The sequence below is a fragment of the Longimicrobium sp. genome (genome assembly GCF_036387355.1).
In the GTDB taxonomy this organism is placed as follows: domain Bacteria; phylum Gemmatimonadota; class Gemmatimonadetes; order Longimicrobiales; family Longimicrobiaceae; genus Longimicrobium.
Map to the genome: position 1 here is coordinate 1 of NZ_DASVTX010000299.1, position 24,910 is coordinate 24,910.

Annotated in this window: 27 protein-coding genes; 17 read left to right on the forward strand and 10 right to left on the reverse strand. The window is 68.4% G+C overall.

The genetic code is table 11. From position 1 onward, the window contains the following. Nucleotides 1–74: 74 nt before the first annotated feature. From VF665_RS12860 to VF665_RS12915, 12 genes are all read left to right on the forward strand, one after another. On the forward strand, nt 75–374 hold the full coding sequence (locus VF665_RS12860; RefSeq protein ID WP_331053830.1) for a hypothetical protein: 300 nt from the start codon (nt 75–77) through the stop codon (nt 372–374). Further along, nucleotides 371–994 carry a hypothetical protein gene (locus tag VF665_RS12865; protein WP_331053831.1) on the forward strand — a complete coding sequence of 208 codons (624 nt, stop codon included), beginning with the start codon at nt 371–373 and terminating at the stop codon, nt 992–994. The genes VF665_RS12860 and VF665_RS12865 overlap by 4 nt, the downstream gene beginning before the upstream one ends. A gap of 23 nt (nt 995–1,017) precedes the next feature. Then, nucleotides 1,018–2,205, forward strand: a complete 1,188-nt coding sequence (locus VF665_RS12870; protein ID WP_331053832.1) for an acyl-CoA dehydrogenase family protein — start codon at nt 1,018–1,020, stop codon at nt 2,203–2,205. An 88-nt stretch (nt 2,206–2,293) separates the two neighbouring features. Continuing rightward, a complete protein-coding gene (locus VF665_RS12875) occupies nt 2,294–3,940 on the forward strand; it encodes a benzoate-CoA ligase family protein (RefSeq protein WP_331053833.1) in 1,647 nt (548 codons plus the stop codon). Further along, nucleotides 3,937–4,332: a RidA family protein gene (locus VF665_RS12880; RefSeq protein ID WP_331053834.1), complete on the forward strand. Its 396-nt coding sequence runs from the start codon at nt 3,937–3,939 to the stop codon at nt 4,330–4,332. Before VF665_RS12875 ends, VF665_RS12880 begins: the two co-directional genes overlap by 4 nt. A gap of 241 nt (nt 4,333–4,573) precedes the next feature. Beyond that, a complete protein-coding gene (locus tag VF665_RS12885) occupies nt 4,574–6,646 on the forward strand; it encodes a M13 family metallopeptidase (protein ID WP_331053856.1) in 2,073 nt (690 codons plus the stop codon). Nucleotides 6,647–6,789: 143 nt separating this feature from the next. Next, nucleotides 6,790–7,383, forward strand: a complete 594-nt coding sequence (locus tag VF665_RS12890; protein WP_331053835.1) for a hypothetical protein — start codon at nt 6,790–6,792, stop codon at nt 7,381–7,383. A 345-nt stretch (nt 7,384–7,728) separates the two neighbouring features. Further along, nucleotides 7,729–8,763 carry a sodium-dependent bicarbonate transport family permease gene (locus tag VF665_RS12895; RefSeq protein WP_331053836.1) on the forward strand — a complete coding sequence of 345 codons (1,035 nt, stop codon included), beginning with the start codon at nt 7,729–7,731 and terminating at the stop codon, nt 8,761–8,763. Between the two features lie 28 nt (nt 8,764–8,791). Continuing rightward, on the forward strand, nt 8,792–9,505 hold the full coding sequence (locus VF665_RS12900) for a carbonic anhydrase (RefSeq protein ID WP_331053837.1): 714 nt from the start codon (nt 8,792–8,794) through the stop codon (nt 9,503–9,505). A 101-nt stretch (nt 9,506–9,606) separates the two neighbouring features. Further along, the gene (locus VF665_RS12905) at nt 9,607–10,512 is read left to right on the forward strand and encodes a LysR family transcriptional regulator (protein WP_331053838.1); all 906 of its coding nucleotides are present in this window, start codon (nt 9,607–9,609) and stop codon (nt 10,510–10,512) included. Nucleotides 10,513–10,933: 421 nt separating this feature from the next. Next, a complete protein-coding gene (locus tag VF665_RS12910; protein WP_331053839.1) occupies nt 10,934–12,850 on the forward strand; it encodes a hypothetical protein in 1,917 nt (638 codons plus the stop codon). 95 nt (nt 12,851–12,945) lie between these two features. Continuing rightward, nucleotides 12,946–13,995 carry a PQQ-binding-like beta-propeller repeat protein gene (locus VF665_RS12915; protein ID WP_331053840.1) on the forward strand — a complete coding sequence of 350 codons (1,050 nt, stop codon included), beginning with the start codon at nt 12,946–12,948 and terminating at the stop codon, nt 13,993–13,995. A gap of 140 nt (nt 13,996–14,135) precedes the next feature. Here VF665_RS12915 and VF665_RS12920 read toward each other — a convergent pair whose 3' ends face one another. The 6 genes from VF665_RS12920 to VF665_RS12945 all read right to left on the reverse strand — a co-directional run bounded on the left by VF665_RS12920 (nt 14,136) and on the right by VF665_RS12945 (nt 16,888). Further along, nucleotides 14,136–14,372 (reverse strand): hypothetical protein, encoded by a 237-nt coding sequence (locus VF665_RS12920; RefSeq protein ID WP_331053841.1) that lies wholly within the window; start codon nt 14,370–14,372, stop codon nt 14,136–14,138. A 99-nt stretch (nt 14,373–14,471) separates the two neighbouring features. Further along, on the reverse strand, nt 14,472–14,702 hold the full coding sequence (locus tag VF665_RS12925) for a hypothetical protein (protein WP_331053842.1): 231 nt from the start codon (nt 14,700–14,702) through the stop codon (nt 14,472–14,474). 6 nt (nt 14,703–14,708) lie between these two features. Further along, entirely contained in the window at nt 14,709–14,930 is a 222-nt protein-coding gene (locus tag VF665_RS12930) for a hypothetical protein (RefSeq protein WP_331053843.1), read from the reverse strand. 25 nt (nt 14,931–14,955) lie between these two features. Beyond that, nucleotides 14,956–15,180: a YgiT-type zinc finger protein gene (locus VF665_RS12935; protein ID WP_331053844.1), complete on the reverse strand. Its 225-nt coding sequence runs from the start codon at nt 15,178–15,180 to the stop codon at nt 14,956–14,958. 6 nt (nt 15,181–15,186) lie between these two features. Beyond that, nucleotides 15,187–15,498: a DUF4258 domain-containing protein gene (locus VF665_RS12940; protein WP_331053845.1), complete on the reverse strand. Its 312-nt coding sequence runs from the start codon at nt 15,496–15,498 to the stop codon at nt 15,187–15,189. Nucleotides 15,499–15,592: 94 nt separating this feature from the next. After that, nucleotides 15,593–16,888, reverse strand: coding sequence for a vWA domain-containing protein (locus VF665_RS12945; protein WP_331053846.1), 1,296 nt, complete (start codon nt 16,886–16,888; stop codon nt 15,593–15,595). Nucleotides 16,889–17,012: 124 nt separating this feature from the next. On the opposite strand from VF665_RS12945, the gene VF665_RS12950 reads away from it, so the two are divergent. Continuing rightward, nucleotides 17,013–18,341, forward strand: coding sequence for an MFS transporter (locus VF665_RS12950; RefSeq protein WP_331053847.1), 1,329 nt, complete (start codon nt 17,013–17,015; stop codon nt 18,339–18,341). A gap of 533 nt (nt 18,342–18,874) precedes the next feature. Continuing rightward, complete coding sequence (gene mutY / locus VF665_RS12955) at nt 18,875–19,951, forward strand: A/G-specific adenine glycosylase (protein WP_331053848.1); 1,077 nt, start codon at nt 18,875–18,877, stop codon at nt 19,949–19,951. A gap of 350 nt (nt 19,952–20,301) precedes the next feature. On the opposite strand, the gene VF665_RS12960 is transcribed toward mutY, so the two are convergent. From VF665_RS12960 to VF665_RS12975, 4 genes are all read right to left on the reverse strand, one after another. Next, nucleotides 20,302–20,898, reverse strand: coding sequence for a TetR/AcrR family transcriptional regulator (locus VF665_RS12960; RefSeq protein WP_331053849.1), 597 nt, complete (start codon nt 20,896–20,898; stop codon nt 20,302–20,304). Continuing rightward, the gene (locus VF665_RS12965) at nt 20,895–21,335 is read right to left on the reverse strand and encodes a PaaI family thioesterase (RefSeq protein ID WP_331053850.1); all 441 of its coding nucleotides are present in this window, start codon (nt 21,333–21,335) and stop codon (nt 20,895–20,897) included. The genes VF665_RS12960 and VF665_RS12965 overlap by 4 nt, the downstream gene beginning before the upstream one ends. 86 nt (nt 21,336–21,421) lie before the next feature. Beyond that, nucleotides 21,422–22,657 carry an acetyl-CoA C-acetyltransferase gene (locus VF665_RS12970; RefSeq protein ID WP_331053851.1) on the reverse strand — a complete coding sequence of 412 codons (1,236 nt, stop codon included), beginning with the start codon at nt 22,655–22,657 and terminating at the stop codon, nt 21,422–21,424. 331 nt (nt 22,658–22,988) lie between these two features. Continuing rightward, the gene (locus VF665_RS12975; protein ID WP_331053852.1) at nt 22,989–23,162 is read right to left on the reverse strand and encodes a hypothetical protein; all 174 of its coding nucleotides are present in this window, start codon (nt 23,160–23,162) and stop codon (nt 22,989–22,991) included. Nucleotides 23,163–23,330: 168 nt separating this feature from the next. Between VF665_RS12975 and VF665_RS12980 the strand changes: the two genes are divergently transcribed. From VF665_RS12980 to VF665_RS12990, 3 genes are read left to right on the forward strand one after another with little or no spacing between them, the layout of a single operon-like run. Beyond that, a complete protein-coding gene (locus VF665_RS12980) occupies nt 23,331–23,750 on the forward strand; it encodes a hypothetical protein (protein WP_331053853.1) in 420 nt (139 codons plus the stop codon). Next, the gene (locus VF665_RS12985) at nt 23,747–24,262 is read left to right on the forward strand and encodes an acyl-CoA thioesterase (protein WP_331053854.1); all 516 of its coding nucleotides are present in this window, start codon (nt 23,747–23,749) and stop codon (nt 24,260–24,262) included. Before VF665_RS12980 ends, VF665_RS12985 begins: the two co-directional genes overlap by 4 nt. Next, a complete protein-coding gene (locus VF665_RS12990) occupies nt 24,259–24,894 on the forward strand; it encodes an HD domain-containing protein (RefSeq protein WP_331053855.1) in 636 nt (211 codons plus the stop codon). Before VF665_RS12985 ends, VF665_RS12990 begins: the two co-directional genes overlap by 4 nt. Nucleotides 24,895–24,910: the final 16 nt, after the last annotated feature.

Below are 24,910 nucleotides of genomic sequence, written 5' to 3' on the forward strand. Positions count from 1 at the left end.
CGGGTCGTGTTGGATTGTCGGAGCCGTTCGGGGGGTCTAACTTTCGGGCGTGAACCCGAGCCCTGGAGACCCCCATGCCCGTACGACGGAAGACTCCCGGAATCCAGCCGATTCCCGGATCCAGATTCGATCTGGAAGCAGTGACGGAGATGTTCAGGCGGCAGCGCGTGGAGCGCGCCAAAGCCGCGGCCGCGCAAATGCAGGCGCAAGCGCTGGTGCAGCCCGACGCTGGTGCGGAGGCGCATGCGGAGGCGGACGCTGCCGCTGGCGCGGAGGCGCAGGCGCAGACACAGGCCGGCGCGAGTGTGCAGGCAAGCGCGGGTGAATCCGCGCTGGAGCAGGCCTCCGCGCCCGTTCGCGAGGAGGCGGCGTGAGCTACGCGACCACGGTGTTCTTCAGCTGCCCGTTCGACCGCGAGTACCGGCGGCTCTTCGAGGCGATCGTCTTTACGATCTACGAGTGCGGATTTCAGCCGCGCTCCACGCTGGAGATCGACGACAGCGACGAGATCCGCACGCCCAAGATCCGCGTGCTCATCGAGCAGAGCCGCCTGGGGATTCACGACCTGTCGGTGATGGCGAGCGGCCCGGACGTGCTGCAGGACCTGAACGTCCCGGTGGAACTCGGCATGTTCCTGGGCGCCAAGGCGTTCGGAACGGGCGTGCACCGCCGCAAGGCCGGGCTGATCCTGGACGTGGACGTCACGCGCGAAACGGACGAGGAGTCGCTGCTGGCGGGAATGGACATCCGCTACCACCGGGCGGAGCCGGAAGAGGCGATCTGCCACGTGCGCGACTTCCTGTACGAGCACCGGCGGGCGCGCCACTTTCTCCCGCAGGCAGACGAGATCGTGGAGCGGTACTACGAATTCCGCACAGCGCTGGAGGAAAGCTGCGCGGCGCATCGCATTCACGAGGATTCCCTTACTTTCCGCGACCTGACGACGTTTATTGTCGGGTGGATGAGCGTGAATCCGCTCGCATTGGCTGCCTGACCGAACCCCTGCCCCGCCCGCGAATGCCCGACCGCACCTTTCTGAGCTGGCCCTTTTTTGACGAGGAGCACCGGGCATTCGCGGCGGAACTGCAGGCGTGGACGGAGGAGCACGTTCCGCCCACGGGGCACGCGCACCAGGACGTGGACGCCGCCTGCCGCGCGCTGGTGCGCCAGTTGGGCGCGGGCGGATGGCTGCGGCACGCGGTCACGGCCCCGTACGGCGGCGCGCGCGAGCGGCTGGACGTGCGCACCCTCTGCCTGTCGCGCGAGACGCTGGCGCACGCGTGGGGGCTGGCGGACTTCGCGTTCGCCATGCAGGGGCTGGGCGCGGGGCCCATCACGCTCTTCGGCTCGGACGCGTTGCGGGAGCGCTATCTACCCGCCGTGGCCGCGGGCGAGGCGATCGCCGCGTTTGCGCTCAGTGAGCCGGACGCGGGGTCCGACGTGGCCGCCATGCAGACCGTGGCGCGGCGCGCGGACGGCGGCTTCGTGATCGACGGGACCAAGACGTGGATCAGCAACGCCGGCATCGCAGATCACTACGTGGTGTTCTGCCGCTTTCCCGAGGCAGGCGAGCGCGGATACGCCGCGTTCGTGGTGGACGCGGACAACCCCGGCCTGCGCATCTCCGAGCGCATCGACGTCATTGCGCCGCACCCGCTGGGCACGCTGGAACTGCGCGAGTGCCGCGTGGGCGCCGACGCGCTCGTCGGTGAGGCGGGCACGGGAATGCGGGTGGCGCTCGGCACGCTGGACGTGTTCCGCACCACCGTAGGCGCCGCCGCGCTCGGCTTTGCGAGGCGCGCGCTGGACGAGGCGGTGGCGTGGACGGCGCGGCGCCAGGCATTTGGTAAAGCACTGAGGGAATTTCAGCTCACGCAGTCCGCGCTGGGGCAGATGGCGCTGGAAGTGGACGCGAGCGCACTGCTGGTCTACCGTGCCGCGTGGACGCGGGATTCCGGCGCGGACCGCGTTACGCGCGAGGCGGCCATGGCCAAGCTGTACGCCACGGAGGCGGCGCAACGCGTGATCGACACCGCGGTGCAGCTTTTCGGCGGGCGCGGCGTCGTTTCGGGCGCGCCGGTGGAATCGCTCTACCGCGAGATCCGCGCGCTCCGCATCTACGAAGGCACGAGCGAGATCCAGAAGCTCGTGATCGCCGGTCAGCTGTTGAAAGACGCAGGTCCCACGGCTGCGCGCGAGGGCTGAGTCGGTCCACCTGATCTCCGTCCGTGCACGGTCCGTGGTTTGCGCCGCGGACACCGATCCCCCCCACCACTCTCCGGTTCTGCGAGCCATGGCCACGATGGAAACGCACATTCCGGCATCCGCGACCGCCCACGTGGACACCTTTGCCCGCGACCACCTGCCGCCCCCCGGGCTGTGGCCGGACATGGACTACTCCGGGTTGGCGGAACTGCGCTACCCGGCGCGGCTGAACTGCGCGGCGGAACTGCTGGACCGGTGGATGGAGCGCGGCCACGGCGACCGTACGGCGCTGCTGTGGGACGGCGGACGGTGGACGTACCGGGAACTCGTGGAGCAGTCCAACCGCATCGCGGGCGTGCTGCGGGACGACCTGGGCGTGGTGCCCGGCAACCGCGTGCTGCTGCGCGGCCCCAACTCGCCCATCATGGCGGCGTGCTGGCTGGGCGTCATCAAGGCCGGCGCCATCGCGGTGCCCACCATGCCGCTGCTGCGCGCGCGAGAGCTGGCGTACGTGGCGCAAAAGGCGCAGGTCCGCCTCGCCCTCACCGATCACAGGCTGCTGGCCGACCTGGCGGACGCGCAGGCGCAGGCCCCGGTGCTGGAGCGCATTGTCACCTGGGGCGATGGGGGCAATGACGGGCTGGAGGCGATGATGGCGCGGCGCCCGGCGGAGTTCACCCCGGTGGACACCGCGGCGGACGACGTGGCGATGATCGCCTTCACCTCCGGCACCACCGGGCGGGCGAAGGGGACCATGCACTTTCACCGCGACATTCTGGCCTGCTGCGACACCTTTTCCGCGCGGGTCCTTCAGCCGTCGCCGGACGACGTGTTCTGCGGATCGCCGCCGCTGGCGTTCACCTTCGGGCTGGGCGGGCTGCTGCTCTTTCCGCTTCGCGCCGGGGCCGCCACGCTGCTGGTGGAGCAGCCGTCCGGGCCCAACCTGCTGCACGCCATCCAGGACCATCGCGCCACCGTGCTGTTCACCGCGCCGACCGCCTACCGCGCCATGCTGGACCTGGTGGCGGACCATGATCTCTCATCGCTGAAGAAGTGTGTTTCCGCGGGTGAAACGCTTCCCCTGCCAACGTTCGAGGCCTGGGAAGAGGCAACCGGCATCCGCATCATCGACGGCATCGGCAGCACGGAGATGCTGCACATCTTCATCGGCTGCTCGGGCGGCGACATCCGCCCGGGCAGCACGGGACGCGCGGTGCCGGGATACCGGGCGCGGATCATCGACGAGAACGGGGAGGAACTGCCGCCCGGCGCCGTGGGCCGGCTGGCGGTGCAGGGCCCCACGGGGTGCCGCTACCTGGACGACCCGGAGCGCCAGCAGGGGTACGTGCTGGACGGATGGAACCTTACCGGCGACGCCTACCGGATGGACGAGGACGGGTACTTCTGGTACCAGGCCCGCACGGACGACATGATCGTGAGCGCCGGCTACAACATCGCCGGGCCGGAGGTGGAAACGGTGCTGCTGGAGCACCCCGCCGTGCTGGAATGCGGCGTCGTGGGGCTGCCGGATACGGAACGGGGACAGGTGGTGAGCGCCTTTGTGGTGCTGCGGCCCGGGCACCAGCCGGGCGAGGAAATGACGCGTACCCTGCAGGAATTCGTGAAGACGCACATCGCGCCGTACAAGTATCCGCGCCGCATCACCTTTGTGGAGCAGCTTCCGCGCACGCAGACGGGTAAGCTGCAGCGCTTTCGCCTGCGGGAGGGCGCATGAGCGTGCGCGTGCTGCAGCCGGAGGAATGGGGCCCGCCGCGGGGCTACGTGAACGGCATGGAGGCCGAGGGGCGCACCATCTTCGTGGCCGGGCAGATCGGGTGGAACCCGGCCACGTGCGAGTTCGAGACGGACGACTTCATCGGGCAGGTGGACCAGGCGCTGCGGAACATCGTCACGGTGCTGGCCCAGGCCGGCGCCCGGCCGGAGCACGTCACCCGGCTGACCTGGTACATCACCGACCGCGCGGCGTACATGGAAAACACCCGCGCCCTGGGCCGCGTGTACCGCGAGTTGTTCGGCCGGCACTTTCCCGCGATGGCGGTCGTGATCGTGGCCGGGCTGCTGGAAGAGCGCGCCAAGGTGGAGATCGAGGCGACGGCAGTGCACTGAGCCGCCCCTTCTCCGCCATCGCGCGAAGCAGATGGCGCGACGGCTGCGGGGATGCGGCGGGGCCGGGGAGACGCCGTGTCCGGCAACTCTGGGAATCGGGATACCGTTCCCGCCGATCCGGGTCTAACTCTTCATGGCGCAACGCGTTCTGCATTCGGAGGCCAGCCGCAATCCAACGGAACCGGAGGCTCACGGGTCTGTAGAAAGAACGTCCGAACCAACTTCTCTGACCGTGAGCAGAATGTCTCTCAAGACCCGAATCACGCCGCGTGCGACTGCCGTGGCGGCGTGCCTGCTTGCCGCCGCCTGCGCGCCGTCGCAGCCCGGCGTGGCGTCCGGATCCGCCGCGGCGCCCGCGCCCGCCCTGGGGCTGGGCATCGACACCACCGGCTTTGACCGCAGCGTGCGCCCGCAGGACGACTTCTACTCGTTCGTGAACGGGTCGTGGCTGCGCCGCACCGAGATCCCGGCCGACCGCTCCACCTACGGCACCTTCATCCTGCTGCGCGACCAGGCCCAGGCCTCGCTGCGCACGCTGGTGGAAGAGGCCGCCGCCGGCACGCACCCCGCCGGCAGTGACGAGCAGAAGGTGGGCGACCTGTACAGCAGCTTCATGGACACGGCGCGCATCGAGCAGCTGGGCATTCAGCCGCTGCGCGCCGACATCGACCGCATTCGCGCCGTGCGCTCGCGCGCCGAGTACCCGGCGCTTTTTGCGCAGATGCGCCGCCGCGGCACCGGGATCCCGTTCTCGTTCGGCGTGGGGCAGGACCAGAAGATGTCCAGCCGCTACGTGGTGGGCATGGGCCAGAGCGGGTTGGGCCTGCCGGACCGCGAGTACTACCTGGACCCGAGTGAGCGCTTCGCGAACATCCGGCGCGAGTACACGACCTACGCCGAAACGCTGCTGCGCCTGGCCGGCACGCCCAACGCAGCCGAGGCCGCGCGCCGCGTGCTGGCGTTTGAGACGGCGCTGGCCACGCGCCAGTGGGAGCGCACGCGCCTGCGCGACCCCAACGCCACGTACAACCCCACGGCCGTGGCCGACCTGGCCCGCCGCGCGCCGAACTTCAACTGGAACGAGTTCCTGCGCGCGGCCGGCGTGAACGCCGACACGGTCATCATCCGCCAGCCGGACTACTTCACGCGGATCGACAGCGTGCTTGCCGCCACGCCGGTGGAAGACGTGCAGAACTACCTGGTGCTGCGCATGGTGGACAACGCCGCGCCGTACCTGAGCCGCCCGTTTGCCGACGCGCGCTTTGCGTTCCGCGGCCGCGTGCTGAGCGGAACCACGCAGGAGCGCCCGCGCTGGCAGCGGGGCATCGACGTGGTGGAGGGCTCGCTGGGGGAGATGGCGGGCGAGATGTACGTGGAGCGCACCTTTTCGCCGGCCGCCAAGGCCCGCGCGCAGGAGCTGGTGCAGAACCTGATGGCCGCCATGCGGCAGGGCATCGACGAGCTGGAGTGGATGAGCCCCGCTACCCGCGCGCAGGCGCACCAGAAGCTCAACGGCATCACCGTCAAGATCGGCTACCCCGACGCGTGGCGTGACTACTCGGCGCTGCAGATCGACCGCACCGACCTGATCGGCAACCTGCGCCGCGCGGCGGAGTTCGACTACCAGCGCACCGTCACGGGCCGCCTGGGCAAGCCGGTGGACCGCACCGAGTGGGGCATGACGCCGCAGACGGTGAACGCGTACTACAACCCCACCAACAACGAGATCGTGTTCCCGGCGGCCATTCTGCGGCCCCCGTTCTTTGATCCCAACGCGGACGACGCCGTGAACTACGGCGGAATCGGCGGCGTGATCGGGCACGAGATCAGCCACGGCTTCGACGACCAGGGCCGCAAGAGCGACGCGGCGGGCAACCTGCGCGACTGGTGGACGCCGGAAGACGCCGGCGCGTTCGACCAGCGCGCCAACGCGCTGGCGGCCCAGTACAGCGGCTACTCGCCCATCGAGGGCGCCTCGGTGAACGGCCGGCTCACGCTGGGCGAAAACATCGGCGACCTGAGCGGGCTGGCGATCGCGTACCGCGCGTACCGCAACTCGCTCAACGGCCGTCCCGCGCCGGTGATCGCCGGCTTCACGGGCGACCAGCGCTTCTTTCTGGGCTGGGCGCAGATCTGGCGCAGCAAGTTCCGCGAGCAGGCGCTTCGCCAGCAGCTGCTGACGGACCCGCACTCGCCGGGGCAGTACCGCACCAATGGCGTGCTGGTGAACTTCCCCGCGTTCTACGAGGCGTTCAACGTCCGCGAGGGCGACCGCATGTGGCTCCCGGCCGACAAGCGGATCAAGCTCTGGTAGTCCGCATTGCGGAACCTGGATGAAGATGAGAGCCCCGGATCGCGAACGCGGTCCGGGGCTCTCGGCGTGTGGTCGACCGACCACGATCATCGTACAATGCCTCTCCGCTCGCCGCTCGTCTCCCTCCGCACCTGCCCCATCCGATGAACGACCTGTGGAACGATGATGCGCCGGAGTCCTGGCGCGCCGCGCTGGACCGGTACGACGCCGTGGTGGAGGCGCAGGGCGTCAAGCGGCTGTCGGAACTCGATGCGTGGTACCGCGGCGAACTGCCCGCGCTGATCGCGGCGCGGGAGCCGGCGCACGTGACGCACGACGAACTGGTGCGGATGACGGAGTGGAAGATGGCGCGCGGCGTGTGGCGGGCGCGCAACCTCGTTCTGGTGCGCGGTAACGATGCGGACCTGGTGATCCGGACGAGCACGGAAGCGCTCGCCGCCGTCCCCGACCCGCGCCGGCCGATCGCGATCCTGGCGACGCTGGCGGGCGTGGGACCCGCGACCGCCTCCGCCGCGGCCTCTGCGCACGCGCCGGATGTGTATCCGTTCTTTGATGAGCTGGTCGGCGCGCAGGTGCCCGGGCTGGGCGAGGTGGCGTTCACCCCCGCGTACTACGCCCGGTACGCCGCCGCCATCCGCGACCGCGCCGAACAACTCGGCTCCGGCTGGACGCCGTCCATGGTGGAACGCGCGCTCTGGGCCCATTCCGGCGGCAAGGCCGGCGCCCGCGCCACCTGATTCATTCCCCAGCCCCGGCGTCCCCCATGCGGGCAGGGTCTCGCGCCGGATCCCCCGCAATTCCCCCGCAATTCTGCCGCAGTTCCCCCGCGTTCCCCCGCGTTGCTCCGCCACTCCGCATCTCCCGCGCGAACCGCCGTTCCCATCCTCTTCCCGCCCGGGACCGGCGGACTTCCGCCCGGCCTCCATCGATCCTTCGACAGGAACGAATCACACCCATCGTCCAAAACGATATCTCGTATCGAAACTTCGTATTTGTCGATATGGCACTTCGGTTCTATCATTGAGTCGACGGCGGGAACCACCCGGCCTAACGCGCGATCCGCGACCAAAGTGAGATGAACGATGCAAGAGTTGCTGCGCTTGAACCTGCTTTCCCCGCTGGTCCTGGCCTTTGTGCTGGGGATCGTGGCGCGGCGGATCCGCAGCGACCTGTCGCTCCCCAAGGACATCTACCAGGGGATCGCCATCTACCTGCTCTTCGCCATCGGGATGAAGGGCGGGGTGGAGCTTTCGCACACGCCGCTGGCCACCATCGCCGGGCCGGCCGCCATGGCGCTGCTGCTGGGCCTGATCACGCCCGTTTCGGCGTTCCTGGTGCTGCGGCGCATCGGCCGCTTTTCGGTGACGGACGCCGCGGCCATCGCGGCACACTACGGCAGCGTATCGGCCGTGACGTTCATCGCCGCGCAGGAGTTCGTGCGGCGGGCGGGTTCCCCGGCAGAAGGCTACATGCCCGCGCTGCTCACCATCCTGGAGATTCCCGGCATCGCCGTCGCGCTGGCCATCGGCACGCTGCTCTCCTCCAGCGCGGTGCGCGAAGCAGGCGCGCGCGACGGGCAGGTGCGAGGCGGCGTGTACGCCATGGACGCCGCCACGCTCCCCGCCGGCAGCCGCAGCGAGGCGCTGCGCGAGGTGCTCACGGGCAAGACCTTTGTGCTGATGGTGGGCGGCCTGCTCATCGGCCTGCTGATGGGCAAGCCGGGGTGGACGCAGGTGCAGCCCTTTTTTGAGACCGGCTTCAAGGGCGCGCTCTGCCTGTTTCTGCTGGAGATGGGCGTGGTGGCCGGCGCGCGGCTGGGCGACCTGCGCCGCGTGGGTCCCTTCCTGGTGGGCTTCGGCGTGCTGCTGCCGCTGCTGCACGGGGCCCTGGGGGTGGTGCTGGCCCACTGGGCGGGGATGTCCGTGGGCGGCTGCACGGTGCTGGGGACCATGGCCGCCAGCGCCTCGTACATCGCCGCGCCGCCGGCCGTGCGCACCGCGTTGCCCTCCGCGAACCCGACGCTGTACCTCACGTCGGCCCTGGGGATCACCTTTCCCTTCAACCTGGTGTTCGGAATTCCCATCTACTTCGGCCTGGCCCGCATGATCGCGGGCTGACGGCGGGCTTCTACCACGGATACGAGCGATGAACGAGATGACTCAGGACACCCCGGTGCACACTCGCCCCGTCTCCCGCCGCGCCATGCTGGGCCTTGCCGCCGGCGCGGCGGCCCTCGCGGGGCTGGGGCTCCCCGCCCCGGTGCACGCCCTTGCGCCGCGCGTGCCCCCCACCACGCCGGACGAGGCGCTGCGCGCTCTCATCGAAGGCAACCGCCGCTTCGTGGCGGGCCAGGAGACGGAGCCGCACCGCAGCATGCAGCGCGTGCGCGAACTGGCCGCCAGCCAGGCGCCGTTCGCCGCCATCCTGTCCTGCGCGGATTCGCGGGTGCCGGTGGAGCTGGTGTTCGACCAGGGGTTCGGCGACCTGTTCGTGTGCCGCGCGGCGGGCAACATCGCCACGCCGGAGCTGATCGGCAGCCTGGAGTTCGGCACGGCGGTGCTGGGCGCCAAGGTGCTGATGGTGCTGGGACACAGCTCCTGCGGCGCGGTGAAGGCCGCGATCGAGAACGCGGCCGTCCCGGGGCAGATCAGCTCGCTGTACGCGCACCTGCACCCGGCGGTGCGCACGGCCGGCCCCGACGTGGCGCGCACGGTGGAAGAGAACGTGCGCGTGCAGACGGCGCTGCTGCGCGGTTCCAGCCCGGTGATCGCCGGCCTGGTGCGCGAGAACAAGCTCAAGGTGGTGGGCGGCGTGTACGACCTGGCCACCGGCGCCGTGCGGATGGTGGACCAGGGCTGATCCGCATCCATCCCTGACTGAACGACGGGCCGGCGAGGGCGCAGGTTGCACGGTGCAGCCCGCCCTTGCCGGCCCGATTCGCATCCGGACCCCACTGGCGCATGCCGTCGCTCAACTACCAGCACCTGTACTACTTCTGGGTCGTGGCGCGCGAGGGGAGCATCGCGGCCGCCACGCACAAGCTGTTCGTGGGGCAGCCTACCATCAGCGCGCAGATCCATGCGCTGGAGCAGGCCCTGGGCGAAAAGCTGTTCGTGCGCCGCGGGCGTGGCCTGGCGCTCACGGAAACGGGGCAGGTGGCCGCGCGCTTCGCCGACGAGATCTTTGCGCTCGGCACCGAGTTCATGCAGACGGTCAAGGGACAGGCCACGGGGAGCCCGGACCGTTTCGCCGTAGGCATCTCCGACGCGCTGCCCAAGCTGACGACCATCCGCATGCTGCAGCCGGCGCTCTCGTCCGGCGCGTACCGGCTGGTGTTCCGCATCGGCAAGACGGAGGCGCTGCTGACGGACCTGGCCGTGCACTCGCTGGACCTGGTACTGGCGGATGCACCGGCACCGGCGTCGGGAAAGGTGCGGGCGTTCAACCATCCGCTGGGGCGGTCGGAGGTGAGCGTGTTCGCCACGCAGGCGCTGGCGGCGGAGTACGGCCCCGGCTTTCCGCGCTCGCTGGACGGCGCGCCCTTTCTGCTGCAGACGGAGAACACGGCGCTGCGCCGCTCGCTGGACGTGTGGTTCGCGGCGGAGGGGATCGTGCCGCGCATCGTGGCCGAGGTGGAGGACTCGGCGCTGCTGCAGGTGCTGGGGCAGCAGGGGTTGGGGCTGTTTGCCGCGCCGTCGGTGGTAGAGGCGGAGGTGAGCCACGCGTACGGCGTGCGCGTGCTGGGCCGCCTGCCGCACGCGTACGAGCACTTCTACGCTATCAGCGTGGAGCGCCGCCTGCGCCACCCCGCCGTGATCGCCATCTCCGAGACGGCGCGCACGGAGCTGTTCAGCCCCGAGGAGTAGCCGGCTCTCCGCGATGGGCGGGCAATGACAACGGCGGTCTCACACAGAGGCATGGAGACACAGAGGGGAGACGCGAGTCGTGCGCCTCCCTTTCTCGTGTTCCCAACTGACGATCGCGGGCTCCGGGCCTGCCACCCGCGCCGCTCCCCTTCAGCCGTTCCGCCCCAGGCGCCTTCATCACCTCCGCGAGCCGGACGATGTTCACGCGAGCGTCCGCTTCGGCGATCCGGGACCATCTGTTCCGCGCTGCCCGTTGTGCGGCCCGGTGAGAATCGGGCCAGGGATTTCTGCAGCCCTGTCCACCGTACCCCCCCCTCGTTCGTTATCAGAAAGTTCTTGTGATTCCGGCCGACTGCGCCCACCTTGATCATGCGCAATCTGTTTCAATGCTCCCCCGTTCACGATTCAGCGAAGGAGTGGCATGCAAAGACGACGCGTTTGGCCCGGGTTCTCAGCGGCCACGCTCCTTCTGACGGCTGCAACCAGCGCCTGTGAGCGATCCACGGGTGCTCCGATCGTCAGCCCCGGACAGGATCATTCAAATTCCTACACATGGACTCCCGACCCTGAGATCCAGCCGGGCGACACCTACTACGTGCTCGACGTGGTGCAGCAAGGGAGTACCACGTACGAAACAACGACCCCGGTGATCGATCCCGTTACGGACGTTCCCACCACCGTCTGGACTGTGGAGCACGAGACGGAAACGCAGCGTGTGGAGTCCGGATACGATGCGCTCGGGCGTACCATCCAGGTCCTTCTGGAAACCACGCCGGTACAGGACCCCGTGATGCGCGCCGTGAACATCTCCCGGCGCACCCGTTCCGTTGAGGACGTAATCACCAGCTACGGGTACCAGGGAGAACTGCTGACGGATTTCCAGCCTTATCAGTCCGCGCGATCGGGCCCGCAACCCTCCTACTCGCAGATCACTGACGGTGTCGTGCTGGACGCGGAGGCCCTGGACACGATGGCGGTTCTCTCAGCGCAGAGTCCCACCCTCGCGAACAGCGCGGGGCCCCGCGCCCGGGCGCGGCGTGTGGATCCGGATCGCATCGAAGTCTTGAACGAGCTTTCTCCCGATGTCTTTGGCCCCGCAACCGCCTCGGCGGCCGCGCGCATGGGCTCTCGCGGTACCTACGTGCGAACGTGGCGGCGGCACGGCAGAGCGTATCTGCTGGAGCGGACGGAACTCACCTCGGAGTGGGAGGCACAGAACGGCGTCCGCAAGACGGAACGCCAGGTGGAGCACATCCGAATGGTGAAGCTTCATCAGAATGCACGGCGCGACGCTGAGCGCCGGGCCAGACGGGTCTCGGAAACGGGCTCGGGCGGGTTCACGCTCGCTTCACTCGGCGACCAGCCCGGCGACAACTGTGTCGTGGGCCAGGACTGTCCCCCCGACGATCCGCCGCCGCCGCCATCCAACGATTGTCAGCCCGTTCCGGGAGGGGCTCACATTCTGCACCAGCACGGCATCAACAGTGACCGGCATGCATTCCTGCAGAGCGGCGCGTGGCTCTGCACCGTAGCGTGGGAGCGGATCCAGGAAACGACCATCGACTGGCGCCGGCGGATCACATCTCAACGCGACGAACTGCGCGACTCGATCCGTCCGGGTATGCACGACATCATTCTCATCGGGCACAGCAACGGAGGACTGGTTACACGTTCTCTCGCCCAGTGGGCGCAGGTGAATCAACCGGGCCTGGTACGAGGCGTCATCACGCTCGACAGCCCCAACCAGGGTGCCATTGTCGCCAAGAATCTCGCGGTCGCCAACCGTCTGCTGGGGCCGGGAGCAGCCGCGCTCGGACTGGGACTGCGGCTCATGGACGAACATCCTTTCTACGTGGATGATGTCCCCAACAGCGCGTTCCTGCAGTCTCTGAACAGCTTCAGTGAGAACTTCGTGAACGTGGGCATCCGGACGCAGACACCCAAGCGATGGGTGGCCTGGAGAATCTTGGCGACGGGTGAATGCCTGCCGCGCACACCTTGCGAACTCGCCGTCGTGAAGAGGACACAGAAGAGGTATGACGACATGAGGCATACCGCAAAGGTGTGGTACCGGCCCTGGCACTCCATCCCGGCAGGGATCGAGCAGCGGGCCATGAATGCGTTCGACCGCACCTGGAACGCGCTTACCGCCCCCGACGACATCCCGGGCGACGGGTTCATCCATACGCCGGGACAGTACTACCCCGGCGCGCGGCGGAACCGCCTCATCGAGAACGGTGATTCTCACACGGGGACCACAAAGAGTGAACACGTCTTCGACGCTCTCACCGACGCTCTCCACGATCAACAACTCTTCGGCCTCCAGGGGAACCGATGAAGGCTCGGCGAATCGCCCTCCGTGCTCGAGTCTGGCCGGCTGTGGTTCTGGCGCTTTGCGGAGCCGCGTGCGTTCCCGACATTGCGACCGAGCCTGTGAAGCAGGAAGACTCTATCGATCTCGTCTGGCGGACGCCCCTCACGGGAAGCAACTCGGGGCGTGAGGATCTCGCGATTGATGAGCGGGCCTTCTATACGCTCGTTGGCGGCATCACCGCATACGACCTGACGAGCGGAACGGTTCTGTGGAACGTTCCCGAGAAAGCCTCGCTGGCGCTCAACCTGGTCGCCAGCGGCGGGCGAGTTTTCGTCGCGTCAGCCACTGCACGTGCTTACGACGCCAGAACGGGGGCGGAGTTGTGGCGGACCGCCATCGATTCTCTGGGCAGTACGGAAAACGCTGTTGATGAACGCGCGTACTACGTGGGAACAGATACCCGGCGCGTAGCCGCGCTCGATGTCACTACCGGCCGTCTCCTGTGGAATCAGGAGGTACTCGCAGATGGCGAATACCGGGAGGGTGTCACCGGCATCATCGTGCACGGCGACACCGTGTACGCCACCATCATCCAGGAGTTGAACCGGAGCGGAGGTCTGAAGCGGGGCTGGATGGTAGCGCTCGACCGCCATACGGGCCGTGTCCTCTGGCGATTTCTGAACGAGAAGCAGAACGAGCCGCATGACGTGAGCCGGCATGCCGTAGCGGGACGCATGCTGCTGATGAACGACCTGAACGGCGGCGCGATAATCGGGGTGGACCGGTTCACGGGGCAGGAGGTGTGGAGGCGCTCAGGGGCTCTGGACTACCTGGGCGCGTGGGACACCTTCAAGGTGGTGGATGGCGTCGCGTATGTGGCATCCAACGACACCTTTCTCTATGCGCTGGATCCGGAAACGGGGCGCGTGATCTGGCAGACAAAGCTGAAAGCAAGCGGTTCCGCCTCGGCCGTTTGTGGAGACAAAGTATTCGCCTCCACGGGTGGGCTCTACATGGCCCGGAAGTCGGATGGAAAGATCATTGCAACGCTGTTTTTTACCGAGCAGGGGGCGCTTGGACCGAGCCATGTGAGGGCCAGACTGCACGCTCAGGGGAACCGTGTTTATTTCGTGGGAAACGACGCCGTCTACGCCGTTTCATGCGAGTGACCGCCAGTCCATCAGACCTGTGCGTTCTGCCTCTGAGGAACAGCCGACCCCTTACGGTCGACAGACAGGAAACCGGCGGTCTCACACCGTGGCACTGAGACACAGAGGAGGGGCGCAGAGTGATGCTGCGCCCCTCCGTTTCAATCGCCACACTCAGGTTGAAGCGGAATACCGGTGTCTCGATTTACGCGGTCCGGCGGACGACCACTCCACATGATCGCGCTGAACTGGTCAACCGCTTCGCGAGAAAAGAAGCGCTCGCCCGTCTCCGGATCGACGCGTGCCGGAACGTTCTCCACGCGCACGAACTGCCCACCCACCTCGACGGAGTAAGTGACAGGCGTTTCCACCAGGTTGTCTTCGATGGCGTGCATCATCTTGTCCCACCCCTCCGGTGCCTCAGGTCCATCCACCGCTTCGGATCAGGCTCGTACACCGGGGATCACGCTGCGTACTGGCCGAGATTCATGCCGGCGTCAGGCCGCGAATCGGTACGTGACACCCGGCGCGTGCCGCTCCGAATCGCACCCGCCGCGGATGATCGCGTGTAGCCGATCGTACGTTTCGGCAGAGAAAAACCGCTCGCCCGTTTCGGGATCGACCCGGGCGGGCACTTCCTCCACCACGACGGTGCGGCCGCGGAACTCCATCGAGAACGTAACCAGCTCGTCCACGAGCCCGTCATCCACCTGGCTCTGCATCGCCATGAGATCTCAACCTCCGAAGCGGAACACCGGTGTCTCGATGACGCGATCCGGTTGACGATCACTCCAGAGGATTGCACGGAGCTGGTCGACCGTTTCTGGAGAGAAAAAGCGCTCGCCCGTCTCGGGATCCAGGCGCGCCGGAACGTTCTCCACGATCACGACCCGTCCACGAACCTCGATGGAGTACGCGACCAGCGTCTCGATGAGATGGTCTTCGACGGGGCGCATCGCAGAGTCCTTTATTCTCGCCAGCTCAGGCGGCAAAACGCAGAACGCCCGGATTGCTCGCGCGGTCCGCCTTCGCCGCACCCCAGACGATGCTCTGCAAGCGCTCCATGGTGTCCGTGGAAAAGAACTCCTCACCCGTATCCGGATCGATCCGCGCGGGGACGTTCTCCACAATGACAAGCCGACCCTCGATCTCGATCGAGAATGTGACGCGTTTCTCGATCATCCGATCTTCCAATTCGTCATCCATGGTCGCTCAGCCTCTCCGATATCTCGCGTTGATCCACTCTTCCGGATCGGGTTCGTAGACGGTGATGATCTTCAGAACGGCGCGGGACGGATGGGTACACACCACGTGCAACCGTCTGCCCGCCTCGATCGTTCCGGAGATGAGACAACTCGGCCCGTATTTGTCATCGGGGTAATCTTCGATGATCTCGCCCGATGCAATTGCCTCGTGAATGTCCGAAATGCTGACGTGGCGCAGTAGCGCCCGGTGAGCCGCGTGGCCCGACGTGTCGAAGCCCCACCGGGCTGCCTTGGCGCGTATCTCCTCAATCAGGCTCATGCCCCATGATAGCGGGGCAGCTCCGGCCTGTAAAGATTGTCCATTTACGACACAGACGGGCAAGGCACGTCGTATCCCTCTCCCGTGCAGCGACTTACCCCGCGCGGCGCGTCTTGCGCTTGAGGAAGTCGCGCATGATGTACTGGCCCAGCGTCATGGTGCTGGTGAAGTACGCCTTTCCGCGCGCGATCTGCGACACCTGGTTCACGAACGCCACCAGCGCCGGGTCGCGCGCCAGCATGAACGTGTTGATCAGGATCCCCGCCTTGCGGCAGGCACCCACCTCGTGAAAGGTCTCCTTCAGTACGAACTGGTCCAGCCCCATGCTGTTCTTGTAGATGCGCCCGTCCGGCAGCGTGACGGCGGACGGCTTTCCGTCCGTGATCATCACGATCTGCCGCATGTCCTTGTTCTGCGCCAGCAGCAGCCGCCGCGCGAGCTGCAGCCCCGCGGCCGTGTTGGTGTGGTGCGGCCCCACCTGCGCGTGCGCGATCCGCGACGCGGGCAGCTCCTCTGCCGTGTCGCCGAAGGTGACCACCTTCAGCGTGTCGCCGGGGAACTGGGTGCGGATCAGGTGCGTGAGCGCGAGCGCCACCTTTTTGGCCGGCGTAAAGCGGTCTTCGCCGTACAGGATCATGCTGTGGCTGGTGTCCAGCATGAGCACCGTGGCGCAGCTGGAGCGGTACTCGGACTGGTTGACGTACAGGTCGCCGTACTCCAGCCCGATGCTGCCGTCGTCGCGCAGCCCGTCTTCGCGCGAAAGCGCGCTCTTGAGCGTGGCGCTGATGTCCAGGTTGATGGTATCGCCGAACTCGTAGGGACGGCTCGCGGCTTCCACCTCCACGCCGGTGGCCAGGTGCGGGGTCTCATGGCTCCCCACGGCGGAGCGGCCCATGGCCCCCAGAAGCTGCCGCAGAGTGCGGTAGCCCAGCAGGTCGATACCCTTTCCCGTCAGCGAAAACTCCACCTGCTGCGCGGCGGCCTTGGCGTCGTCCACCTTGCCCTCGCCCTCCATCTCCGTGTATCCGCCCGGCATCTGCGGGTTGTCGGAGACGTTCAGGTACCCCTCGGCCACCATGCGCTGGATGAGCGCGTCCAGCAGGTCGGCGATGCGCTGGCGCACCGCCTCGTCGCCTTCGCCGTCGCCGCGCAGCTCGGCGATCATCTCGGGCGTGAGCTGGCCGCTCTCCAGCAGGGCGCGCAGCAGCGCCTCCTTGAGCGCGTCCATGCTGCGGTCGTCGTCGCCGAACTCGCCCCACCACGGGTGCGAGTATTGCCCGCCCGCGAACCCGCTCTGCAGAAGAAAATCCGACAACTGGTCCAGCAGCGCCTGAAGGTTCAGGGCGTCGGCCATGTTGCCGGTGTACTTGGAGTAGCTGGTAAACCGCATCGGGACCTCCGGGGGAAAGCGCGGGGAAGCACGCCGATCCAGCACGTTGCACGCCATGCGCGCGGTGGCGACGGCGGGGCGCCCTGGGTAAGATACCCCTTCATCGGGGAAGTGGAACAGCGGGATGGAACTGCGGGACGAAACGTACGAGAGCCGCCACGGCGCGGACGAGGCGATGGAAGCCCCGGCCGCGCAGCTTCGCGTGCCCGAAACCCCGGACCCGCAGGCCCCGCCGGAAGCGCCGCGCGCGTTCTCTGCATTGCGGCACCGCAACTTCCGCGTGTTCTACGTGGGCCACGTGCTGTCGCTCACGGGCACGTGGATGCAGACCACGGCACAGGGCTGGCTCGTGCTGGAGCTCACCAATTCCGAGTTCAAGCTGGGGCTGGTGACGGCGGTGGCGTCACTCCCCACGCTGTTCCTGGGGCTGTACGCCGGCGTGGTGGCGGACCGGCGCGACAAGCGCGGCATCATCCTCACCGCGCAGTGCGTCATGCTGGCCTGCGCGCTCGCCATCGCCATCCTGACGGGGCTGCACGCCATCACCTATCCCGTCCTGCTCGGGCTCGTGTTCGTCCTGGGGACGGCGAGCGCGTTCGAGATCCCCACGCGCCAGTCGTTCTTCGCGGAGCTGGTGGGCAAGGAGGATCTCGCCAACGCCATCGCGCTCAACTCCGCGGCGTTCAACGGGTCGCGCATCGTGGGCCCGGCGGTGGCGGGCGCGCTGATCGGCGGGGCGGGGATCGCGGCGTGCTTCTACGCCAACGCGTTCTCGTACGTGGCGGTGATCGCGGGGTTGATGATGCTGCGCCTGCCGTCGTTCATTCCCGATCCCGCCACGGGTGATGCGAGCGTGATGGAGCACCTGCGCGAAGGGCTGGCGTACATCCGCTCGGACCGCGTGGTGCGCACGCTGGTGTGGATGATTGCGGCCATGTCGGTCACGGTGTTTCCGTATTCCATGCTGCTCCCCGTGTTTGCGCGCGACGTGCTGCACGTGGGGCCGCGCGGGCTGGGGATGCTGCTGTCGGCGGCGGGGGCGGGCGCGCTTGTCGCAGGCGTGCTGCTGGCGGCGGGAAAGCTGGTGATGCACCGCGGGCGGATGATCGTGGGCGCGTGCTTCGCGTTCGTGACGCTGCTGATCGGGTTTGCGCTGTCGCCGTGGTATCCGCTGTCGCTGCTTCTGCTTGCGGCGGCGAGCTTCATGGTGATCCTGAACAACGCCACACTGAACGCGCTGCTGCAGGCCCGCGTTCCGGACGGGCTTCGCGGCCGCGTGATGTCGGTGTACGTATTCATGTTCGTGGGAATGACGCCGCTGGGATCGCTGCAGGCCGGCGCGCTGGCCCGGTGGATCAACGCCCCCGCCGCCCTGGCGATCGGGTGCGTGGCGATGCTGCTGATCATGGGCGTGGTGCTGGTGAAGGTGCCGGAGTTGCTGCAGGCGGAGTAGCGGGACGGCGGCTCGGGAGGGGGCGAGGCGTTCGGAGGGGTGCGTGTGGGGAGGTGGCGTGTTCTGCGGACGCGGGGGCGTGCCTCGGCTGGGGCCCTCACCCGGCCGCGCTGAGACGCGTCCACCCTCTCCCACGAACAGATGTGGGAGAGGGGGCACACCCCAGATCCGTGCGGAACGCGAAGATTGGCGCGTGCCCCGGGCTGCGGGCCCCTCCCCTGCCCCTCCCCGCGCAAACAGCCGCGCGGAGAGGGGAGAACGGCGGATCGGCGCGCTTCGAAGGGCACCGAGCACGCGGAAAGGCCCCCTCTCCGTGGCCCTCTCCGCTGTCGCGGGCGAAAGGGACCTCAGCGCGGGGGCGGCGTTCGTCACCGCACCACGCCTCGCGCAAGGGCAGCCTCACAGCGGTATCGTGAGGCTTTCAGCAGTTGTTGCGGCGAGTTCACTCGCTCAGCCGCCCAGTTCGCGCCACCCGCGCAACCACTTTCGTACTTTCGTACTTTCGTACTTTTGCACTCTCGCACTCCCTGACCTTGCTCCCTCCCGCCCTTCGCCCCGCCCTGCTCTCCTGGTACGACGTCCACCGCCGTGACCTGCCGTGGCGCGCGGCGCCGGGCGAGGCCGCGGACCCGTACGCCGTCTGGCTTTCGGAGGTGATGCTGCAGCAGACGCGCGTGGAAACGGTGCGGCCGTACTTCGCGCGGTGGCTGGAGCGGTTCCCCAACGTGGAGGCGCTCGCCGACGCGCCGCTGGACGACGTGCTCAAGGCGTGGGAAGGCCTCGGCTACTACTCGCGCGCCCGCAACTTCCATCGCGCCATCCAGACCGTCCGCGACCAGCACGGCGGCATCGTGCCGGATCATCCCGAGGGTTTCCGCGCGCTGCCGGGCGTGGGGCGATACACGGCGGGCGCGGTGATGTCGATTGCGTTTGGGCGCGAAGAGCCGCTGGTGGATGGGAACGTGCGGCGCGTCTTTGCCCGGTGGATGGACGACCCTGCGCCCTGCGAAGACGCGCTGTGGGAGATGGCGGGCGACCTGGTGCGCGGCGAGCGCCCCGGCGACGTGAACCAGGCGGTAATGGAACTGGGCGCCACCGTCTGCGTTCCGCGCACACCCCGCTGCGGCGAGTGCCCCGTCCGCGAGTTCTGCGCGGCGTACGCGGCCGGCACGCAGGCCGAGCGCCCGGCGAAGAAGAAGGCGCGCGCCATTCCGCACGAGGACACCGCCGTTCCCGTCATCGAGCGGGATGGGCACGTGATCCTGGTGCGCCGCCCCGTGCACGTGCGCCTCGGCGGCATGTGGGCTTTCCCCGCCGTGATCCGCGCGGAAGGCGAATCCCTTTCCGCCGCCGTCGAGCGCGCCGCGCGGGAGTGCCTGCGGATGCACGTGCGCGCGGGCGAGCCCGTGGGCGTGGTGGAGCACGTGTTCACGCACGTCCGCGCGACCTACCACGCCGTGCGCTGCGCCGTCCTCAGCGGCGAGCCCGATCCCGCCGGATACGATGCGGCGGTCTGGGTCCCGTGGGACCGCGTATCAGAATACGCTCTCCCCGTCGCCCAGCGCCGCATCGCCGCCCTCGCCGCCGAGCCGACGCTCTTCCGGACGTGAGGGGGATGGATGACGAGCGCCCGGACGGAACAGGCGCACCGGTCCAGATGATGAATCGTGCGAATCAGAGCCGGTCGCGGTGAGCGGAGTGTCCTGAGCAGATAAATCCGCCGCTCCAAAAGCGGAAAGCCCCGACACGGCGCCATAGGCGCGCCGTTCGGGGCTTCAATTCAACTGCATCCGGCATCCGCGCCGGTGGTGCGGGATGCAGTCCGCGAAGGCGGACTTCGTGCTGTTCCAGCGGCGAATTCATTCGCTCTGGACAGGCGGACGCGCAGAGTGACGCTCTCTGCCCCATAGTGTCCGCCGCAGTCCGCGCAGGCGGACTTTGCGCCGTTGTTGCCGCGACTTCAGTCGCCCGCGGCCCCGAATGTCTCGGTGAGCACGTGCCGCGTTGCCCGAAGAATGCGGTCGCTGAGCGCGGGGTCGTCCACGGCGCGGGCGAGCATCATCGCACCCGCCATTCCCGCCAGCACCGCGATCGCCACGTCCTCGCGCTCCGCGGGGTCGACGCCCGGCGGAAGGTTGGCCTCCGTGCGCTCCAGCGCGCGCCGCACCTGGCCGGTAAAGGCCGCGCGCACCTCCGGAGGCTGGCGCGGCATCTCCCCCGCCAGCGGCGGCATCAGGCAGCCCGCGCCGGGATCGTCGCGGTGCGTGCGGCTCAGGTACGCCCGCAGGTACGCCGCGAACCGGTCCTCCTCCCCCACGTCCTCCATCACCGCGCCGAGCGCCTCGCCGGTCTGGTCCACCGCGGACCGGCACGCCTCGGCCACCAGCGCGTCCTTGTTGGGAAAGTGCGCATAGAAGCCGCCATGCGTGAGTCCGGCGCTCGCCATCACGTCCGCCACGCTGGTGCCGTCCACACCCTTTTCCCGCAGCACGCGGGCGGCCGCGTCCAGGATCTGCCGCCGGGTGCGCTCCCGGTGCCCGGCCGGATACCGCGTCATCCGCCGCCCCCGCGCGCCGGGCGAAACACCATGCACGTGCTGGTGGCGTGCGCGTACAGCGTCCCCCGCGCGTCGCGGATGTGCGCCTCCGACGTGGCCACCCGCCCGCCCGCGTGGATCACCGTGCCCTCGCAGAAGATGCGGCCCGTGTCGCGGGTGAGCGCGCGGACGTAGTTCACCTTGATCTCCAGGGTGGTGTACGCCGTCCCCGCCGGCAGCGTGGAGTGCACCGCGCACGCCGTCGCCGTGTCGCACAGCGTGGCCGCCAGCCCGCCGTGCACCACGCCGATGGGGTTGTAGTGGTACTCGTCCGGATCGCAGAAGAAGACGACGCGCCCCTCGTCCGCCGACTCCATCCCGATCCCCAGCGTCGCCATGATGGGCGGCGCGGGGAGCCGGCCCGCCTGCATGGCCCGCAGGTACTCCAATCCCGCCATCTCCGCGCCCGCTCTGGCACCCGGGAGGGGATCTTCCCAGCTAATGGTGCGGCTGCGCTCCAAATCCTTCCCCGCCACGGCCGGCATCAGACGCGCTCGATGACGGTGGCCACGCCCTGCCCGCCCGCGATGCAGAGCGTGATGAGCGCGGTGGACAGGTCGCGGCGCTCCAGTTCGTCCAGCGCGGTGCCCAGCAGCATCGCACCGGTGGCGCCAAGCGGATGGCCCAGCGCGATGGATCCGCCGTTCACGTTCACACGGTCCATGTCCAGCCCCAGCCGGCGGATCACCTGCAGCGGCACGGCGGCGAACGCCTCGTTGATCTCCCACAGGTCGATGTCGGACACCTCCATCCCCGCCTTGCGCAGCGCCTTGCGCGCGGTCTCCGCCGGGGCGGTGAGCATGATGACGGGGTCCTCGGCCAGGATCGCCATCGACCGGATGCGGGCGCGCGGCGTGAGGCCGTGGGCGCGCGCGTAGTCCGGCGAGGCGATCAGCACGGCGGCGGCGCCATCCACGATGCCGCTGGAATTGCCCGCCGTGTGCAGGTGCTGAATGCCGCCCTCGCGCGGAAAGCGGGCGAGCGCAATCTCGTCCAGCGTTTCGCCATTCGGCCCGGCAACCGTTGCCCCGGCGGCGGCAAAGGCGCCCTTGAGCGCCGCGAGCCCCTCCATTGTGGTCTCGGGGCGCAGGAACTCGTCGTGGTCCAGCGCCACGCCGCCCGTCTCCGGGTCCACGACGGGGAACAGGCTTCCCGCAAAGCGCCCGGCCTGCTGCGCCTCCGCGGCCAGCCGCTGCGAGCGGAGGGCGAACGCGTCCAGTTCCTCGCGGGAAAAACCCTCCATGGTGGCGATCAGGTCGGCGCTGATGCCCTGCGGAACCTGGTGGTGCTGCACGCGCAGGCGCTGGTTCAGCCCGTCGCCCTCGCCGCCGTCGGAGCCCATGGGCACGCGCGACATGCTCTCCACCCCGCCGCCCACCACCACGTCCTGCATGCCGCTCATGACACCCATGGCGGCGAAGTTCACGGCCTGCAGCCCCGAACCGCAGTAGCGGTTGAGGGATACGCCGCCCACCTGCACCGGCCACTCCGCGGCCAGCACCGCCTGCCGTGCGATGTTGGCGCCCTGCTCGCCCACCTGCGAAACCGCGCCCACCACCACGTCGTCCACGTCGTCGCGGTTGACGTTCGTCCGCGCGGCGAGCGCGTTGAGCGTCTGCGCAAGCAGTTCCTGCGGATGAATCTCCGTGAGCGAACCCTTGCCGCGCTTCCCCCGCCCGCGAGGAGTGCGCACCGCGTCGATGATGTATGCGTCAGCCATCCCCGCCTCCCGAGCCCGAGTGAACCCGCTTATATGATGATCATCATATAAGCTGAGAAACCCGTCCGCAAGGTGGCGGGTCGCGGCTTGGGCCTTTGGCGATCAGCGATGTAGGATATCTGAGCCGGCGTTTCTCTTGGAGAAACGCGAGTGGAGAAGGCGAAAACGCAGAGAGGCGCACACCGGAAAGTTCCGGTGGCGCCTCTCAGTCCCCGGCGGCACCGCAAGCGGTGAGGGCACGGGGTACACTCATAATCTAAACCGATCCTCACCCATGGTCAACTCGCGCCCAGGCCACACTTCGGCGCTCCCACAGTCGGAGTGGCGCCCGCTACACGCATCCATTCGGCACGCCGTTTCCGTGGCGCGCCTGCTGGCGCACGCCGATGGAACGGCAAACAACTGGGACGCGATCATCGGCCGGTACCTCTTTGACGCCGAGCTTGCCCGCAGCCTGCACACGGTGCTCAATTGGGCGGAAGTAGGCCTGAGGAATCACCTTCATGCGTGCATCCGGGCACTCCGGCCTGTTCAGGAATACAGAACCCGCAGGGGACTGGTTTCATGGTTGAACGCAGAGCCTCCTACCCTCCTCGCTCCAGAACAGGCTCGGGTTGCAGAGGTGATCGCGAATCATAGCCGCGCAGCACGTTGGCGGAGGGACCGTCGTGTGTTGACCGAAGACGCACTCGTTGCGGAGTTATCGTTCGGCTTCTGGACTCGCCTGCTGGACTCGCAGTACGAGAATTGGAGGCTCCCGCCCCGGCAGCGGCTCTGGCCCGAACTCCTCTCGCAGGTTTTTCCCAACTCCGCGGGCGAGGAGCGCAGTCGCGCGGCTTTCTACGCGCGGTTCTCTGAAATCCGCATGATCCGAAACCGGGTGTTTCACCATGAGCGGATTCTTCACCTGGCGGATCCAGCGCTCTACGACAGGATCGTGGAGGCAATCGGGTGGATGCACGCGGATGTTGCCGCGATGCTGGCCTCCCAGGACCGGCCGCGCTTCTTGAGCTTGTACAAAGCGGGGCCGCAGCCGTGGATCGACCGGGTCGCAACGTGGGCAGCCGATCCCGAAACCCTGAACGACCGATGAACGTGAGCGACGCCGAGCAGGAATCCCCGCAGGGCAAGACCGCGCGCGAGTCCGCATCCACGCTCTCCGAGAGCATGATGCCGGACCAGCTGAACCACCACGGTAACGTGTTCGGCGGCGAGATCCTGGCGCTGGTGGACAAGTGTGGCGGCGTGGTGGCGCGGCGCCATGCCCGCCACCCCGTGGTGACCGTGGCCGTGGACCGCGTGGAGTTCCGCGAGCCCATCTACGCCACCGACTACGTGGAGGCGCACGGCCGGCTGGTGTACGTGGGCCGCTCGTCCATGGAGGTGATGGTGACGGTGGAAGCGGAGCAGGTGGAAACCGGCAAGCGTCGCTGCACCAACGTCTGCTTTCTCACCTACGTGGCGCTGGACAGGTTCAACGGGCGCCCCAGCCCCGTTCCGCCGCTGATCCTGGAAACGGACGAGGACCGCAGGCTTCACGCGGGCGCGATCCGCCGCCGCGAGCGCCGCCTGGCCGAAGAAGCAGAAGCCCGGGCCGCGGAATGAGTTCCGGCATCGGCATCCTCCCGTCGACCCTTCCCGGCGACCGTCTGGAGCGGCAGATGCGGTTTCTGCTGGAGGTAGACCGGCTGAAGGGGATTCTGCGGCAGACGCGGGTGCTGGGCGGCGAGCGGCGCGAGAACAGCGCGGAGCACTCGTGGCACCTGGCCCTGTGCGCGCTCGCCTTGGCGGAGCACGCACCCGCCGGCACCGATCCCGTCCGCGCCGTCCTGATGACGCTGCTGCACGACGTGGTGGAGATTGACGCGGGCGACGCGTTCGCCTACGACGCGGCCGCCAACGTGGGCAAGGAAGAACGCGAGCAGGCGGCCGCCGCGCGGGTGTTCGGGCTGCTGCCGCCGGAGCAGGCGGCGGAACTTACGGGGCTGTGGGAGGAGTTCGAGGAGGGAGAAACACCCACCGCCCGCTTCGCCGTGGCGATGGACCGCGTGCAGCCGGTGCTGCTCAACTTTGCCAGCGAGGGCGGAAGCTGGAAGCAGCACGCCGTGACGTACGAGCAGGTGATGATCCGCATGGCGCCCATCGAGCGGGGCGCGCCGGCGGTGTGGCCGTGGCTGCTGCGCCTGCTGGACGAGGCCCTCGTCCGCGGCTACCTCCCCCCGAAGTCCACGGCGTAGCCCGGGGATGATCGCC